This is a genomic window from Vibrio furnissii CIP 102972, from assembly GCF_000176175.1.
GTDB classification, from domain to species: Bacteria; Pseudomonadota; Gammaproteobacteria; order Enterobacterales; family Vibrionaceae; genus Vibrio; species Vibrio furnissii.
Genome location: NZ_ACZP01000024.1, coordinates 1 through 16,355 on the forward strand (window position 1 = coordinate 1; position 16,355 = coordinate 16,355).

9 protein-coding genes and 8 pseudogenes are annotated in these 16,355 nt (G+C 46.4%); 9 read left to right on the forward strand and 8 right to left on the reverse strand.

Annotated elements, in window-relative coordinates; genetic code table 11:
- Positions 1-166: 166 nt before the first annotated feature.
- The 3 genes from VFA_RS22905 (at position 167) to VFA_RS22915 (ending at position 2,829) form a co-directional block, all read left to right on the forward strand.
- On the forward strand, positions 167-379 hold the full coding sequence (locus VFA_RS22905; protein WP_038152787.1) for a hypothetical protein: 213 nt from the start codon (positions 167-169) through the stop codon (positions 377-379).
- A gap of 22 nt (positions 380-401) precedes the next feature.
- The gene (locus VFA_RS22910) at positions 402-2,147 is read left to right on the forward strand and encodes an EAL domain-containing protein (RefSeq protein ID WP_004729624.1); all 1,746 of its coding nucleotides are present in this window, start codon (positions 402-404) and stop codon (positions 2,145-2,147) included.
- Between the two features lie 394 nt (positions 2,148-2,541).
- Entirely contained in the window at positions 2,542-2,829 is a 288-nt protein-coding gene (locus VFA_RS22915; RefSeq protein ID WP_004729626.1) for a hypothetical protein, read from the forward strand.
- A gap of 760 nt (positions 2,830-3,589) precedes the next feature.
- Here the strand turns inward: VFA_RS22915 and VFA_RS22920 are convergent.
- Positions 3,590-5,008 (reverse strand): hypothetical protein, encoded by a 1,419-nt coding sequence (locus VFA_RS22920; RefSeq protein WP_004729627.1) that lies wholly within the window; start codon positions 5,006-5,008, stop codon positions 3,590-3,592.
- A gap of 386 nt (positions 5,009-5,394) precedes the next feature.
- Between VFA_RS22920 and VFA_RS23595 the strand changes: the two are divergent.
- A pseudogene (locus tag VFA_RS23595) lies at positions 5,395-5,931 on the forward strand (IS5 family transposase); the annotation flags it as partial.
- Positions 5,932-6,164: 233 nt separating this feature from the next.
- The gene (gdhA, locus tag VFA_RS22925) at positions 6,165-7,517 is read left to right on the forward strand and encodes an NADP-specific glutamate dehydrogenase (RefSeq protein ID WP_004729629.1); all 1,353 of its coding nucleotides are present in this window, start codon (positions 6,165-6,167) and stop codon (positions 7,515-7,517) included.
- 75 nt (positions 7,518-7,592) lie between these two features.
- Here the strand turns inward: gdhA and VFA_RS24125 are convergent.
- Positions 7,593-7,730 (reverse strand): annotated as a pseudogene (locus tag VFA_RS24125) (OsmC family protein); the annotation flags it as partial.
- A 56-nt stretch (positions 7,731-7,786) separates the two neighbouring features.
- On the reverse strand, positions 7,787-8,707 hold the full coding sequence (locus VFA_RS22930; protein WP_004729630.1) for an IS5 family transposase: 921 nt from the start codon (positions 8,705-8,707) through the stop codon (positions 7,787-7,789).
- 92 nt (positions 8,708-8,799) lie between these two features.
- Here VFA_RS22930 and VFA_RS24320 point away from each other — a divergent pair.
- Positions 8,800-8,925, forward strand: a pseudogene (locus VFA_RS24320) (carbohydrate porin); the annotation flags it as partial.
- A gap of 412 nt (positions 8,926-9,337) precedes the next feature.
- A pseudogene (locus tag VFA_RS23610) lies at positions 9,338-9,731 on the forward strand (DUF4277 domain-containing protein); the annotation flags it as partial.
- A 48-nt stretch (positions 9,732-9,779) separates the two neighbouring features.
- On the opposite strand, the pseudogene tnpC reads toward VFA_RS23610, so the two are convergent.
- Together tnpC and VFA_RS22945 are read right to left on the reverse strand one after the other, a co-directional pair.
- Positions 9,780-10,526: pseudogene (tnpC, locus tag VFA_RS22940) on the reverse strand (IS66 family transposase); the annotation flags it as partial.
- A 384-nt stretch (positions 10,527-10,910) separates the two neighbouring features.
- Positions 10,911-11,321, reverse strand: a complete 411-nt coding sequence (locus tag VFA_RS22945; protein WP_038152911.1) for a hypothetical protein — start codon at positions 11,319-11,321, stop codon at positions 10,911-10,913.
- A 186-nt stretch (positions 11,322-11,507) separates the two neighbouring features.
- On the opposite strand from VFA_RS22945, the gene VFA_RS22950 reads away from it, so the two are divergent.
- Positions 11,508-13,151 carry a BCCT family transporter gene (locus VFA_RS22950; RefSeq protein WP_038152912.1) on the forward strand — a complete coding sequence of 548 codons (1,644 nt, stop codon included), beginning with the start codon at positions 11,508-11,510 and terminating at the stop codon, positions 13,149-13,151.
- A 195-nt stretch (positions 13,152-13,346) separates the two neighbouring features.
- On the opposite strand, the gene VFA_RS22955 is transcribed toward VFA_RS22950, so the two are convergent.
- Together VFA_RS22955 and VFA_RS22960 are read right to left on the reverse strand one after the other, a co-directional pair.
- Positions 13,347-14,204, reverse strand: coding sequence for a mechanosensitive ion channel family protein (locus VFA_RS22955; RefSeq protein ID WP_004729635.1), 858 nt, complete (start codon positions 14,202-14,204; stop codon positions 13,347-13,349).
- 77 nt (positions 14,205-14,281) lie between these two features.
- Positions 14,282-14,659 (reverse strand): annotated as a pseudogene (locus VFA_RS22960) (sodium:calcium antiporter); the annotation flags it as partial.
- 59 nt (positions 14,660-14,718) lie between these two features.
- On the opposite strand from VFA_RS22960, the pseudogene VFA_RS23855 reads away from it, so the two are divergent.
- Positions 14,719-15,865, forward strand: a pseudogene (locus tag VFA_RS23855) (IS3 family transposase).
- A 32-nt stretch (positions 15,866-15,897) separates the two neighbouring features.
- Here the strand turns inward: VFA_RS23855 and VFA_RS22975 are convergent.
- Positions 15,898-16,355, reverse strand: a pseudogene (locus tag VFA_RS22975) (IS1634 family transposase); the annotation flags it as partial.

Sequence of the window (16,355 nt, forward strand, 5' to 3'; positions counted from 1 at the left end):
ACGATTGATAAACCCTCAAAGCAGCCGCCGTTTGGCGGCTCTTTTTTCAATGACTAAGCGCACAGTTCTCTCGCCATTCTTCCAAAATTGATTTACGAACAGAACGTCGTTCGTTTACAGTTAAGCATAACCACATCACGACCGACATGGATGTAAGAGGTGAACCATGATGCACAGCCATGCTGACAGTTGGGACCGATACCATGCTGCCTGCGAACGCCTGGCACTGCTCGAAGCCAGCTATAACCATACGCAGCACCGTTATCTTCAAGGTCAGGTTTCTCAGGAAGTGTACGAACTGGCGTGGAGTCTGAAACTCTCGGCAGAGCGACAAGTCCAAATTTTACGTCACCAGCTCGCGATGGAAGTTTGCGGCTGAGAGCAGAACGAAGGAGTCACTGATGGCCCCCGTATCAACGTCAACTCAATCCGAATCGTCACGCACCATGGACCAGGCTGCTTTTATCTCGGCGGCGGAGTCCAAAATGCACACCGCACGGTATCAGAACATCTCGCTGGTGCTTGCCATTAAGCCCGCCAGTCTGGATCCCAGAGCGTTTGACGTTTTCCACAAAGTCATGCAAACCGTGAAAAGTGCTCAGGTGGTCGGGAATCTGAATCAGAATTTCCTGTTGGTCTACGTGTGCGAACCGATATGCATTAGCCAAAACCAGGCCCGCGCGATTCATTTCAGCATTCGTCATTTCTTTTCTGAAGTGAAGCAGGCCGATGAGCGCATGTATCGGTTTTTAATTTCCGGGAAAGTTGGTGTGTCGGTGTTGGGGAAGGACACCCATTCCATGAAGACGGCAGTCGTGCATGCTTCTCAGGCGACATTGGCTCAGCAAGCCGGACATAAAAGCCGTATACAGTTCTACGATACCGATTTGCAACTGACGATTAAGCGCTACGTGCTGTTAGAGGACCTTGTACGAGATGCCATCGAGAAAGGCGCGATAGGCGTTCAGTACCAACCTATTATACGGTGTCAGGACTGGGTGGTGGCTGGCTATGAGGCGCTGTGCCGTTTTAACCTGGACGCGGCGCTTAACGCGACAACCACGGAGTTGATTGGGCTCGCTGAAGATTTAAATCTCATCTCAGAGTTGGATTTACTGACTTACCAGAACGCGTTTTCCCAGTGTGCGCCGTGGCTGAAAAAGTCCGGTCGTTTCCTGAATCTCAACCTTTCGCCGAATACCCAACAGAGTTTGTCCGAAGTCCTGGAATGCATGGTGCTGCTTGCGAAGCAGGAGCAGGTCGAGCCACGGCACATTGTCATCGACATGAATGAAGTCAAAAGTCCTGCGGCAACGCTCGATGTCTCAACGCTACTTCCGGAGTTTCGTCAGCGGGGCGTACAGTTTGCGCTGGACGACTTGTCCGAGGGATTCCGACTGGCTGACCTACTGAGCCAAGGACAATTTCAGTACCTCAGAGTCAGCCGCGAGCTGATTGAACGCAGCCATGAGCGGGGGGAATACTACCAGGTCATTAAGCTGTTGGTCAGACTATGCCACCGCCTGGACGTTGAGGTGATTGCTGAAGGTATCGAAACGCCGGACGAAGCCCGTTTGCTGTCTTACCTGGGGGTGGACTATATGCAAGGGTACCTGTTTGCTAAGCCGGTTGATTATGGCGACCTACAGGAGGCGGAGAAACAGCTCGAGACGATACTTCGACAGCTGCATGCCGATGGCCTGACGGATAGCTCGGATGCGGATGAAGAAGCCATCACCTTACTCAATATTGCCAGCAAAAGCCTGCCTCGTTTAGACCCCGGTGAGCCGCTCATCCTGGCTAACGAATACTTAAAACCCGACGCCATTAATGTGATCCCCGTTATCAACAAAGGGGAATGTGTCGGTTTGGTGGACAAAGCTCAGCTCAATCTTCATCTGACTCCGGCCATGGGAACTGAACATGAAACCATGAAAGAAGCGGGCATCTGGAATAAGCCCGTCGCCAGCATGATGAACACGCAGCTGACCATCATGGACGCACAGGCACTGCTCACAGATGTGCTCCCGTTACTCAAAGAGAGCGCGCTTTCTCTGCCCATCGTCTTGGTCACCGATAATCGCTATAAAGGCTTGGTGACGGAAACGGATATTACACACTATCTCTTAAAGCGGTTAAAATTGTAGCGTTGTCTTTCGTTTGCGTTGTGCTGGAAGTCGGGGATGAATCGATATTACGTAAATAAATGTGTGAATTCGCAAGGGCATCATGAGGTTCATCGATTGGGCTGCGCTCTGCAGGCGAAAGTTGAAAGCCGAATCTATTTGGGCGTATTCCCATCAGGGACGATGGCCTTGGTGTTTGCACGTCGATTGTATGGTGATTCGCAGTACTGCGTGCTTTGCAGAAACACCGATAGCAGTGAACCCGCCACATAGTCGCTCTCCTAAATTAGAACTCCACCTGAGGAGTGTTAAAAATAACGTTGAGCAAATAGGCCCTGACAGGCCATAAGCAATTCTTCGGTTCGTTGACTACTCTTTTTCGACCACTCACGATTTAGAATGGAGAAAGAGTGTGATGCTCATTTGTGACGATACCAGACAGTTTATCATCGCGACGATTGACGATATGCAGACTCGTCTCAGTGACGATAAGCCGGTCTGCGCTCGCTTACAGTTGACGAATGACTGGCTCAAGCTTTGGATTGACTATCAATACTGGAATATGGTTTTTCATCTCGAGCGACCGGTTGAAGGGATGCTGGCAACGTCAGAGCTGAATATCTTCGCGTTTACGGCTGAGCATATTGCTGATGCATTAATCAGAGACTTGGAAGAGAAAGTCGATGTGACTGAAGATGAATGATGTCACCATCACCGTGGTACTGCTATGGTTAGCGTGTTTCCGTTAACGTAATTCTCTGCGCCCGAGTTAACATAAATGCCGAGTGCTACAGAGGCCACATTGCTGGTCTCTAGGGGGCGTCGTTCGTAATGAGTCGTCCCCGTTACTGCGAACGCGTATCGTCAAACGGGAAAGCCCGTATTCTTTGCTATGTGCAACCAGCGCAGAAACTCAAATGGGTTTCAGTTCATGTAGCACAGCACGTGAGTGCCATCATCTTGAACGCAGACTCTGGGCTTTACTGCGATGGACAATGACACTTATGCTGTTGTCATTGTAGCGCATCATTCTATGAAATTTTCAGGGAGGAGTTAGGTATGGACAGGAAACAGCGACAAGAGTGGTTGTTACAAAGACGCAACGGTTTTCTTCACTATGTATACACGAAAGGGCTGGCTTGCGCATTTGCATTCGTGTTTGGGTTGGAGTTTCTAAACAATGACTTTTATCTGGATATCATCTCACCAGGCTCAGTGCATTTATACATGACCACACTCTTGGTTGCCTTTATTTGCTCTGCGATAAATTGGACGTGCAATGAATGCAGTTTAAAGCGCTCAAAAGTAAATCCTCCAACCTAAAATCGCTAAAATGGAGGACAATGGATCTTCTCAACGATACACATGTCTAGATGCGTTCCCGGTCGCAACTCATGAAGCATTGTAACACTACCTCAGAAATCGAAATTAGTAACAAGGCGCCCAATCGAGCGCCCTTGAGTTCAGCGAGTTGTTCTGCATCTGCCTTGGTAAGGTAGATTGCATCGATACTGATGCAAATTCTTAGTGATGACCGAAGGTACCTGGTAGAGATTAGCGACGTCTTCATCGTAGTTTTCCAAACCAAGGTCACAGGCGTGAACCACACCATCTTTAAAATCCCACTTTCTCAGTGCATTTGGGTAATCACAACCGACCAACTCCATAGCTTTCGGGAGAGTGGTCGCAACTAATGTTTTTTGGATGGGGCCGTGGCAGAACCAAATGTCCTTCTGACCACTCTTCGGCTCTTTGAGCGTCCAGCAGTAGGCAATCGCCTCTTTGAAGTCTTTAGTTCGTGCTGTACTTATAGGTTTAGCATTCCCACCGGTTTGTTGAGTTGGGTTAGCCTGAACGGTTGTCCCGTTGGTTGACGGTTGACTTGAAGCAGCAGACGCGACAGATGGTGCCGTCGTTGTTTTATTTCCGGCTTGGGTAGCATTTTTCATCGTAGCCAGAGCCTGCTCTCTCTTTTCCATGCGATCCATGTAAGTCGGTTGGATTTGCGCGTATTGCTTACTCAGGTTCGGTCGGGGAACATAGTTGTTAGTATTCGATTGGCTGTATGTAGGCAGCGTTTTAACGCTAGTATCGAAGTTTGCCAACCCTTGGCGGATACCTGCGCTGACCGCTTCACTATCTCGTTTCTTCTGTTCTGCAACCATCTGGTTGTAGGCTTTAGATGCTTCTGAACTCTTATCTCCTTTGGCTGCCAGGTAAGCTAGTGAGGTATTAACGCGCTTAATAGACACGGCTGTTCGGGATAAATCCGCTTCATGAAACTGTTCTGGTGTCTTATGCAGTGAGTCCATAAAGCCCTCACACTTTCTCATCGAAAGGTAGGATGATGACTTAAGGCATGGGTGACTCGATTCAAACCCAATGACAAAGGTAATCTGCTCTTCAACAATTGCGGTTTCCACTTCGTTGGGAAGGTTTTTCCACGTTCTGTCGATCGTCAATATCGTTGAGCCATCACCAAGGACATACCGCCAAGAGCGAGTTTGAGTGCTGTCCCAACCTCTTCTAAAGTAGTAACTCACCACGTGTCCACCCGCGACGATAGGGTAGTGCTCCTTAAGAACTTGATCGAACGTATCGATACCACGTGTCATTGCTTCAAACCAATCTCCTGAACGTCCCCAGAAATCCCATTGTGTGTTGAACGTAAAGCGGCATGAATTACCTTTCCACGCTTTGGTGGAATCTAGGCAGTACTGTTCCATACGGTTGATAACGTATTGAGAGGATTTGGTCATCTCTTCAGGCGTCTCCGTGGGTTCATCACTGTGCCCCCAAATTGCCTGGTGCATCCCATAAGTGCAGCCCGTTAACATTGCAGTGAGCAATAGTAACGTTGGAAATAGAACCTTATTGGTCATCTTGTGAGCTCATCATGTCATTGTTGTTATTGATAGAAAGTATAAATCAGGTAAATCAATAAAAAATTATGCATTGGTTTGAATCGGATATGATTTCTGTAGGCCACAGCCAAACCAGAGACTCCTGAAGGTGGTGAATTTGAAAAGTTAGCTGCATTAGTTGAAGAGTATGAGGAAAAACACTTCCCATTTAATAACTGTAATCCACTTTTGCCCCTTTATGTTTTAACGTACATTCTCAGCGATGAATGACACCACCAAATTTTCGATACTTTTTCTCATGACAATCAACATAGGTCATTGACTGTTTAGTATGAAACTTTATTCCTCTCCTACAGTACGGTATCGTAACAAGTCTAAAGGCTGCATTCGTCATATCGCCATTTCTTAAAGTCTTTGGAGAGGGAGAGTGGAAAGTCAAAAAACACGGAAACGAAAAGCGCAGAACATGGCGTAAACGGCATCTTGCTGTAGATGTAGATACGCATGAAGTCATCAGTGCTGAAGTGAGCTTGGTTAATGTCGGTGATAGTGAAGTGCTTCCGACGCTGCTTAATCCATTACGAAGAAAAATAGGTTCAGTCTCTGGCGATGGTGCATACGATACGAAGGGTTGCCATAACGTGTTACAAAGAAAAGGCATTACTCCGTTAATACCGCCACGTAAAAATGCTAGCTTCTGGGATGATGGACACCCAAGAAACGAAGCAGTAAAAGCGTTAAAAAGTGATACGTTGGCTCAATGGAAAATTAACTCTGGTTATCACGACCGTTCTCTATCTGAAACGGCAATGTCACGATACAAAGGGCTAACGAGTGGCCAATTGAGCTTAAGGAATTATAATGCTCAAGTAGGTGAAGCGCTTGCCAATGTCAAAGCCATGAACAAAGTAATAGGACTAGGTATGCCAGTTCAAAACTAATGCTGATAGAACGTAGGCAAGATATGTCCTTCACCTGATTTGTTCAACAACGCCATGCGACATTACCAAAAGTTGCAGGCTCACTCGTATCCAGAATTACGGATAATTTTCAGATATTGAAACCTGCATCTTCAAGTTGAATAGGTATAGCCATTGAGAATTGGTCAAAATCACTATTTAATGGGAATAAATTCATATAAACTGATTACTTATTCATATCAAGGAAGAGGACTATGTCACACATACACGATACTATTGTTGCGTTACAACACAGTAGCCCGGCTCAAAAAGAGTTTTACCAAGCCGTAGAAGAAGTATTAACTTCTCTCGCTCCAGTCATAGAAAGCAATAATAAATATAAAGAACAAGCGATTATCCAAAGAATCGTAGAACCAGAACGTCAAATCATGTTTCGAGTTCCTTGGGTCGATGACGCAGGGAATGTGCAAGTAAACAAAGGCTACCGCGTCGAGTTTAACTCCGCGTTAGGTCCATACAAAGGCGGACTGAGGTTCCATCATTCAGTGAACGCGAGCATCATAAAGTTCCTCGGCTTTGAACAGATTTTTAAAAACGCGCTTACTGGCCTTCCAATTGGTGGCGGAAAAGGCGGTTCAAATTTCGATCCTAAAGGAAAATCTGACGGTGAAATCATGCGATTTTGCCAATCATTTATGAACGAGTTATACCGCCACATTGGTCCCGTTACCGATGTTCCTGCTGGCGATATCGGCGTCGGTGCGCGTGAAATTGGTTATATGTTTGGTCAATATAAACGATTGACGGGCCGCTACGAAGGAGTACTTACAGGCAAGAGCCTTCTTTGGGGGGGCTCACTTGTTAGAAAAGAAGCAACGGGATACGGAACCGTATATTTTGCGGAATGCATGCTCAATGACCGTAATGATTCACTAAAAGGCAAAACTTGCCTCGTTTCTGGCGCAGGTAACGTCGCTATCTATGCAATTGAAAAGCTATACCACATGGGAGCAACCCCAGTAACATGCAGCGATTCTAGAGGCACGATTTATCATGAACACGGTATTGATCTGCAGCTCCTCAAGCAACTAAAAGAAGTGAAAAGAGCAAGTTTAGAAGAGTATTTAGACACTTACCCTGAAGCAGAGTATACGCCGTTGGGTGACTATCCTAATGAAGGGCATGCTGTATGGCGATATCAAGCTGACGCCGCATTCCCTTGCGCGACCCAAAATGAACTGACGTCAAACGATGCTCTTGCTCTTATCGATAATGGGTGTGTTTTGATTAGTGAAGGCGCAAACATGCCAACCACTCGTGATGCGGTCAATATCATCGTGGATTCCGAAATGGCTTATGGGCCAGCGAAAGCAGCCAATGCAGGCGGCGTTGCAACCAGTCAGCTTGAAATGGCACAAAATGCCAGCATGCAAAACTGGACCTTCGAGCAAGTCGATAGCCAGTTGCAGACCATCATGAAAAACATCTTTATTAATGCAAACGAAACCAGTCGAGAGTTTGGTCAACCTGGTAATTTAGTTTTAGGCGCAAACATTGCCGGCTTTAGAAGAGTCGCTGATGCCATGATCGAGCAAGGCATCGTTTAGTTCACAATAGCCAGCAGCCGGACTGCTGGCTTAACACTATTCGGCGATACACTGCGCTTTGACAAAGAGCTTCATTTAATCTGCAATAAGCGTCGTCACTTCAGTTTTAACCGAATTGGCGATAAAACAATTCTCATGAGCCATGTGGTGCATTTTTTCTAATTGAGATCGTGTCGGTTGATTATCACCAGCAAATGTTATCTTAGAGTTTAGTAGGCTTTGTTGCGTAATTCAGACGAGAAACCAAACCTCCTAAAGTTGAGCGACTTTTATACAATATACGGAGTTTCAGGCATACCAAGCCCTGTAAGTTTGTTCAGTGCTTTGATCATGGCGTAAGTCTCGCCAACCTGAGCGTTGTAGTTTCTCAGGCTTAATTTTCCACCTAACAACTGTTTCACCCGATACATTGCTGTCTCTGATAGCGAGCGCTTATGATAGCCATACCGATTTTTCCATTTCTTGTTGGAGCCGTAGAGCTTCTGACAACCTACTGCTAAATTGCGAGGGTGTCCTTGTTCCCAGAAGGTAGCTCCTTCTCGTGACGGGATAAGCGGAACCGCTCGCTTGAACCGTATAGCATCATGGCAATTCCTTGTGTCATAAGTGCCATCGCCTGATATCTCAATGATTTTACGACGTGTCTGCTTGAGTAAGTTGGGGAGCACTTCGGCATCAGTTACGTTAGATAAGCTCAGCTCTGCTGCGACTATTTCGTGGGTGCTTGTATCTACCGCGATATGTAGCTTACGCCAGACTCTTCGCTTCCCATCAGTTCCATGCTTCTTGACCTTCCATTCACCTTCGCCATAAACCTTGAGGCCAGTGGCATCAATTGCCAGATGTTGTATCGCACCTCTGGTTTTGGTTTTAAATGAAACCTCAACTTCCTTAGCTCGGCGGCTTATACAGGTGTAGTGTGGGCAAACAAGCGAGATGTTAGCCAGCTTAAATACTGAGTCTAAAAAACCTTGCAGCGCTCTCAATGGCATAGAGAAAACGCGTTTCACCATCAGAGCGGTAGTAATGGCTAAGTCGCTGAATCGGCGAGGTCTACCACGCTTGCCTTGTTTGTTTTGCTTCCACTCGGCTATCGCTTCCTCATCAATCCAAAAGGTCAGAGAACCACGTTTGATTAAGGCTTTATTGTACTGCTTCCAGTTAGTTGTTTTGTAACGAGGTTTAGGCATGAGGCTACGACGATTGATGGGCGTAACCGCTCAGATCGTAGCTTCTTGATTTAGTTCCATCGAATTACGCAACAAAGCCTTCAGTTGGTGAAAGCCAATTCCTGAGACCTGAGATCAGAATTTATTCTACATATCTAAAAGCGAATGATGAAACGCCTTTTGCTGATAATAAGGACAGTCAACTGAGCTTTGGTATACAGATGGAAGCTTGGTGGTAAGACTCTAAAAATGAATCGGGCAATTCCCCCAATTGTCCGAATATTTTGTTGAATGTATTTAAACGCTACACAGAATTTAAACTATTCATCGCTCCTGAAATTAGTCTCTCTAGACATCTTTACCCTTGATTTCTCCCGTACTAATTTGTACCAGCTAAAAACGTTATAAGTTGAGTGAGTTTTACATACTTAAAGTAATTCGTGTTTAACTAAATTAAGTAGAAACTCTAACGAGCTTTTGTCCAAAACCTTCTCAAAATGGTTCAGAAATCTTGTGAACCCGTCATTCCGCAGCCAATTTCAGAATTAAAACAATGTGATCCAGTGATCGTTTACAAATGTTAGTGCGACAGACCTCTTGACCGCGATCCCCAGTTTTGATCTATTACTGTTATTTAACGGTCACTTTATTATGTCTGCTGCTCAACCTGTCATTAAACGCCTAGATCACTTAGGGCTGATCGCTGCTTTCTGCCATGAAATCGGCTTACCTGGTATTATTGATCGCGTCATTCCCAAGTACTCGGATCATAACGTTTCACATGGCGATGCGGTCTTGGCGATGATTCTCAATGGTCTTGGCGATGATTCTCAATGGTCTTGGCTTTCACAGCAGAACGCTGCATATGTTTTCTGACTTCTTCGAGACGAAGCCTGTTGCCAAGTTGCTTGCTAAAGATATTGAAGCTCACCATTTAACGGACGATGTACTCGGACGCACGTTAGATGCTTTATATGAAGCAGATGTCTCCGCACTTTATCAAGCGATTGCAGAGCATGTCGTTGATAAGCTAGGACTTAAAACGTAATCGTTCACCAAGGTAACTTGACTCGATATTAACGGGGGGAACAGCCTATAGATCAAAGATGTTGGGGTACGGTCTCTTCGCCACAACAGCCGTGATGATCTCACTCAACACTGACATTGCCGACAAGCCACGTTTTTTGCAGGTTTCGATGAGGGTATGTATCCTACTGCGGAATTTATCGCCTGCATCCGAGGTCGTTCCGAAGCTGATTTTCCTTTGGATTACAAAACCTCTAATACATCGCTCAGCTTCATTATTGGTTAAGGGGATTGACACTTTCTTGAGGAAAACCCACAAGCTCTCTCTATGTTTGAGCAGTAACTTGCATCGCCCCCGATATCGCTTGACCATGACATCAGTCCCTTTGCTCAACCAATGATCGAACGATTTCTGCAACCTACGCATTCTTCGTAAGTATAGCGCATAATTTAACTCATCTTGTTCATAACGATGCCGAGTATGGAAAATGGCGTTCGTCAGCAAACAAAGATGTCTGCCAATATAAGCGGTGTGGCCACCGCCACTATAATCCGCCATTTGCTGAAGGTTACGCTTCACATGTGCCCAACATAACTGATGACGGTCTGCGGCTATCCAGTTATAGCTAGGGCACTGGTCGCTGACCACAATGACTGCATAGTCTTCATCAATGACCTTTTTCGCTGATGAGGTCGAGCGCGAATAAAGTATTTGCTCATAGACAAGGTCATCACTTGCCACTAACCAACACCAGCGAAGGCTTTGTTCATCATTTCTGTGATGAGAGGTCTCGTCAGCATGAATCAAAGGTGATCTGAACCAGGTCACCGTTGCTACTGGAAAGGTTAGCGATCGTATCGCGCAGAGAAATAATCGGACGATAAAAAAGTTGATCAAGAAAATGCGATAACCACGCAAACTATCGTGGCAACAACCGTCGCAAGGATCGCATTGTTTCTGGTCCATCGAACTGAGCAAAGGCAATCGAACGGTCTAAGCCAATTGCCTAGTACCATTTTTGTCCCCAACATTAATAACATGTGAGAACAAGATTTTGGGTTACCCGTTAAGAGTGTAGTCAAACACAGAGCTCTGTTTACCAACAGCATTCAGCACGGCTTCTTAAGCCTAGGATAATCCGTAACTTTGTCGCCACTTTTAGTAACAGACGACGATGAAGGCAGCAATGTCGTGTTGTCACTCATGATCACAGCCACCGCACTCGAGATAGTCGTTTTGACCATGTCGTTCAAAAACGATAAGGTCAGATCCGCGGATACGGTACCGCCCTGCATTTTTTCGATACAGGAAGCGCGCTGCGCTCTCCAGATTGAGCGCGTTAGCCAGAGACTTGGTCTGGTTAATCAGTTCATCGGCAGAGCCTGTCATCGGCTGGTTTTTATACTGTTGGGCAATTTTGCTCACACCGCCGGCTTTCTCATCGATGTAGGAGCTGATCATTTCCGCTTGCTCCAATACAAAACTGTTACTTTGAGCCATAATACTCTTAGTCAAAGAGGTTTTTGCTCGTAGTGGCCAATGCAACGGAGATTGCAACCAGTAAGATAACGGACAATAATAAGGTCCTTTTAATGCCATGTTTTTCATTATTTTTTCCATCTCAGATGGTGATTTATGGCAGTACTAACTGGGTATTTTTTATATTAGGAGAGTTTTATATCCAATGGAAATGACCTAAATCATTTTCTTGGAAAAAGAGAAGCACTCACATTATCTGAGTGCTTAGCTTCTCACGACATCTAGTGAATTTTTATAACCAACAATGGAGAGAAAATGAGTAGCGATAATGGTGGTGTTCCCCACCCTAGTGGCAAAGCAAACCCAATCGATACGGATTATACCGTTGGTCAGGACAACGTCGTTCTTTCCGTCGGTCCGTTTGGCCTGGACATTCATAACCGGGTTTTCGCCGTCTCAGGCTTAGCGATTGTCATCTTTGTATTTGCAACCCTAATCTTTCGCGAACAAGTCGAACCCCTGTTTCTTCACTTAAGATCTTGGCTCACCTCAAGTTTTGATTGGTTCTTCTTGTTATCAGGTAACATTTTTGTTGTCGTCTGTCTCGGACTGGCCATATCACCGTTAGGCCGGGTCAGAATCGGCGGTACCGATGCCACTCCGGATTATTCCTATTCAGGATGGCTGGCGATGTTATTTGCGGCCGGCATGGGGATTGGCCTAGTCTTCTTTGGCGTTTCTGAACCCATGACCCATTTCACTACCGCGCTGGGCGGCACCACACTGGAAAATGGTGTGCGTACCGACTGGGCACCACTGGGTGGTGCGATGGGTGATACCGAAGCCGCACGTTCGCTCGGTATGGCAGCGACGATTTACCATTGGGCACTTCACCCTTGGGCAATATACGCATTGCTGGCTCTGGGACTGGCTATTTTCTCGTTCAACAAAGGGTTACCACTGACTATGCGTTCAGTGTTCTATCCGCTGTTTGGCGAACGAGTCTGGGGCTGGACTGGTCATATCATCGATATTCTGGCAATTGTGGCGACGGTCTTCGGTCTGGCGACATCTCTGGGCTACGGCGCGTCTCAGGCTGCGACCGGGTTAAACTTCCTGTTTGATATCCCATTGACTGACACCACGCAAATTATTCTGATCATTGTGATCACTGCATTTGCACTGCTGTCTGTACTGGCTGGCCTTGATGGCGGCGTAAAACGCCTGTCAGAAATGAACATGCTGCTGGCTGCACTGCTGCTGTTTTTCGTGGTAGTCATCGGTCCGACAGCCGCGATTCTGCTCGGATTTTTCGATAATATCGGTGCTTATCTGACCAACTTCCCTGCACTGTCGATGCCATTTGGCCGTGAAGATGTGAACTATTCTCAAGGCTGGACATCGTTCTACTGGGCGTGGTGGATTTCATGGTCACCATTCGTCGGTATGTTCATTGCTCGTGTATCACGTGGCCGAACCGTACGCGAGTTTATCGTCTGTGTGCTGATTGTTCCGTCAACCGTGTGTGTGTTCTGGATGACGGCGTTCGGTGGTTCCGCGATCAGTCAATACGTCAACGATGGTTATAAAGCCGTGATGGACGCAGACCTGCCATTGAAACTGTTCGAAATGCTTGAAGTTATGCCTCTGCATGAAATTACATCATTCATCGGTATCGTACTGGTCGTTGTGTTCTTTATCACATCATCGGATTCAGGTTCGCTGGTTATCGATACCATTGCTGCCGGCGGTAAAGTGGATGCACCGACACCACAGCGCGTGTTCTGGTGTACCTTCGAAGGCTTAGTAGCGATAGCATTGCTGCTGGGTGGTGGTTTGGCTGCGGCGCAGGCGATGGCGGTAACAACCGGCTTCCCGTTCACTATCGTCTTGTTGATAGCGACAATATCGCTGATTAAAGGCCTGATGAGTGAACCGCGGGTTAAGAAAGCCAAATAACGGTTTACTTTAAAAGACAATGGGCAGGCTCCGTGTCCGAGTTTGTGTAACGGAGCCACTCATTGACAAAGTGACTATTCAGTCTCTCGTCATCAATATGTAAACACATTTCAGGACGAGACACTGATACGAAAAAGCCTCGCAGTGATAACTGCGAGGCTTTTTTATGTAGCATTAAACGCTAATGGCTGAGCATCAGGCCTTGTTCTGACCCAGCAATTCCTGCGCTTGAGGCTGAGTCATCGTAATGTGCAGATCACGTTGCGGGAACGGAATGGTCATACCCGCTTCCTCAATCTTACCTTTCACCTGACGCTGAATGCTCCAGTAGGTTTCCCAGTATTTATCCGTGGTACACCAGGCGCGTAGTTGCAGATTCACTGAGCTGTCCGCCAGCATCTGAACCATCACCTGCGGTTTCGGATCCAGCATGACTGCTTCATGGCTGAGCGCTAAATCCTGAAGCACTTTCAGGCCGGTTTCAATTGAATCCTCGTAAGAGATACCTACCACGATTTCCATACGACGACGGCCGTTACGGCTGAAGTTACGAATGGTTGCGTTCCAGACGGTGCGATTCGGGCTGGAAATATACAGGCCGTCACCGGTTTCAAATACTGAGGTGAACAAACCAATATCTTTTACCGTACCGCTGTAACCGGCAAACTCAACGAATTCACCTTTTTTTATCGGTTTCAGGAACAAAATCATAATCCCCGCAGCAATATTGCTCAGGGTATCTTTTAATGCCAGGCCAATCGCCAAACCGGCCGCACCGACTAAGGCAACCAAACTGGTGGTATTGACACCAAACAGGTCGAGAATAATGACCAGAGCGAGAATGTAGACAATATAACCACCGACTTTAGACATCAGAGACGCGACAATCTCATCACCATTGCTCACTTTCATAATGGCTTTCTGAATACCGGCACGCATCAGTTTTGATGCGATAGAAGCAATCACTAAAATAAGCAGGGTTAAAATTGAGTTCTGGATGATATCCAGAATCAACGCCTGATGTGTCTCGTAAAAGCTGACGAGTAACTCCATTTTTATCTCCGTAACGGGTTATGGATGTTGTAAAACGGTACCCGGATATCTCAACCAGGCACCAGCATTAAGCAGCGCTAACCAACACTGCCTTGAATCAAGTAAATGTTATAACTTAAATAACACAGAACGAACACTCCCCCTTCCAGGCGGGAAATAGTTTTTGCTTTACCAATTTTTACCGCAGTGAAGAGCAGCAAGGCCGTACAGAACAGGACCGATGACCAGTCACGCCAGAAAATTTCCGCTCCAACATCGGAAATCGGCTCAATGGCACCGGCAATACCGACCACGGCCAGCGAATTAAACATGTTTGAGCCTACCACGTTACCGACAGCCAAGTCATGCTCACCTTTACGCGCTGCCGCAAGCGATGCCGCCAGTTCCGGCAATGAAGTCCCCAGAGCGACAATCGTCAGACCAATCGTCAGTTCACTGACACCCAGTTCCTGTGATCCGCACCAGCAGTTTTGGACACTGAGTTAAGTGAGTACAATCACTAACGAGGTGAACCATGACAAACAAGAAGAAACGTATTATCCATTCTCCTGAATTTAAAGCCGAAACTCTGAAGCTAGCAGAGAACGTGGGAGTCGCTGCGGCAGCAAGACAGCTCTCCTTACATGAATCTCAGATCTACGCTTGGCGCAAGACTGTAAAGAAAGACACCACAACCAGTCAGCGAGAACAAGAGCTAGCCGCTGAAGTAGCCAAGCTTAAAAGGCAGTTGGCAGAACAAGCAGAAGAGCTAGATATCGTAAAAAAGGCCACCTACTTCGCGAAAAATCTAAAGTAGATTGCTATGAATTCATGCTCGAACACCTGCTGTGCTTCAGTGTTGTCCGCATGGCTAAGGTGTTCAGGGTTTCTCGAAGTGGGTTTTATTATTGGATTAAGCATCGCCACAAGGCTATTCAACGCGAAGCAACTCGCCAAGAACTTGATACAAAGGTTAAAGATGCTTTTGACAACAGTAAGGGGAGAGATGGTTCAAGGCGCATCCAGAAAGAACAGTCTGAGAACGGTGATAGCCATGATGTTAAAACCATTGCAGCCAGCATGAAGCGTCAGGATTTAACGCCGAAAGCGGCACGCAAGTTTAAGTGTACAACGGACAGCAAGCATAAGATGCCTGTAGCTCCGAACTTGCTAGCTCAGGACTTTAATGCAACGGCCCCGAATCAGAAATGGGCGGGAGATATCACGTATCTTGCCACAAGCGAAGGCTGGTTGTATTTGGCTGTGATCATTGACCTTTACTCACGACAAGTAATAGGCTGGTCGATGGATACGAGGATGACGGCAACACTGGTCTGCGATGCATTATCAATGGCTCGTTCCGTCGAGGCTTCCCAGAGGAAGTTATTGTTCATAGTGATCGGGGTAGCCAGTATTGCTCAAAAGATTATCGAGACCTCATAACTGCTTATAATCTAAAACAAAGTATGAGTAGGAAAGGAAACTGCTGGGACAATGCTTGTGTTGAGAGCTTCTTTCATTCGATGAAAGTAGAAGCGATTCAATACGAACCGATAATGACGAGAGATGAGATGCGCCAAACGGTCTTCGAGTACATAGAGGTTGATTATAATCGGACGAGAAGGCACAGTGCTCTTGGGTATCTAAGCCCAGTTAACTTTGAACAGCAAAATGTCGCTTAATGAAGTGTCCAGTCTGGCTGGAGCAGATCATCTATCCAACATCCTGAGTAGCCATGACCGATAGTGCTTAATTGCTCTGGCTCTAGCGCAAGTAGTGCTTGTTTTGCGAGCTTGATGGTCATGGGGACACGGGTAATGAATTTTTGATTTTGCTCATCTAGCGAGGAGATGCTTTCTTCGGTGTACAAAGCGGCATCAGCGATAAAGTAACGACTATTTTGCGCGGCTTTTAGGCAATGTATGTGTCTTTTAGTGACTTCAGCGAATGCCTTGGCATCATTGGTGTTACCACTCAGTGCTTGCATGTAAACAGGAATACCTGCTTGGTTTTCACAGATGAGTTCAAGCACGACTTGGTTAAGCTCTGGCCTATGATCCCGACTATAACCTCTTACAAGCTTAATCACGTTGGTGTTTTCATCTTGTGCATACTCACCATCAACGTGGAAGCTAGTGATATCAAGATGAACAGAATCGGTCGTCAAGCCCA

Coding starts and splice junctions, on each gene's coding strand:
- VFA_RS22905 (WP_038152787.1), top strand. CDS start 167: ATGATGCACAGCCATGCTGACAGTTGGGACCGATACCATGCTGCCTGC.
- VFA_RS22910 (WP_004729624.1), top strand. CDS start 402: ATGGCCCCCGTATCAACGTCAACTCAATCCGAATCGTCACGCACCATG.
- VFA_RS22915 (WP_004729626.1), top strand. CDS start 2,542: ATGCTCATTTGTGACGATACCAGACAGTTTATCATCGCGACGATTGAC.
- VFA_RS22920 (WP_004729627.1), bottom strand. CDS start 5,008: ATGACCAATAAGGTTCTATTTCCAACGTTACTATTGCTCACTGCAATG.
- gdhA (WP_004729629.1), top strand. CDS start 6,165: ATGTCACACATACACGATACTATTGTTGCGTTACAACACAGTAGCCCG.
- VFA_RS22930 (WP_004729630.1), bottom strand. CDS start 8,707: ATGCCTAAACCTCGTTACAAAACAACTAACTGGAAGCAGTACAATAAA.
- VFA_RS22945 (WP_038152911.1), bottom strand. CDS start 11,321: ATGAAAAACATGGCATTAAAAGGACCTTATTATTGTCCGTTATCTTAC.
- VFA_RS22950 (WP_038152912.1), top strand. CDS start 11,508: ATGAGTAGCGATAATGGTGGTGTTCCCCACCCTAGTGGCAAAGCAAAC.
- VFA_RS22955 (WP_004729635.1), bottom strand. CDS start 14,204: ATGGAGTTACTCGTCAGCTTTTACGAGACACATCAGGCGTTGATTCTG.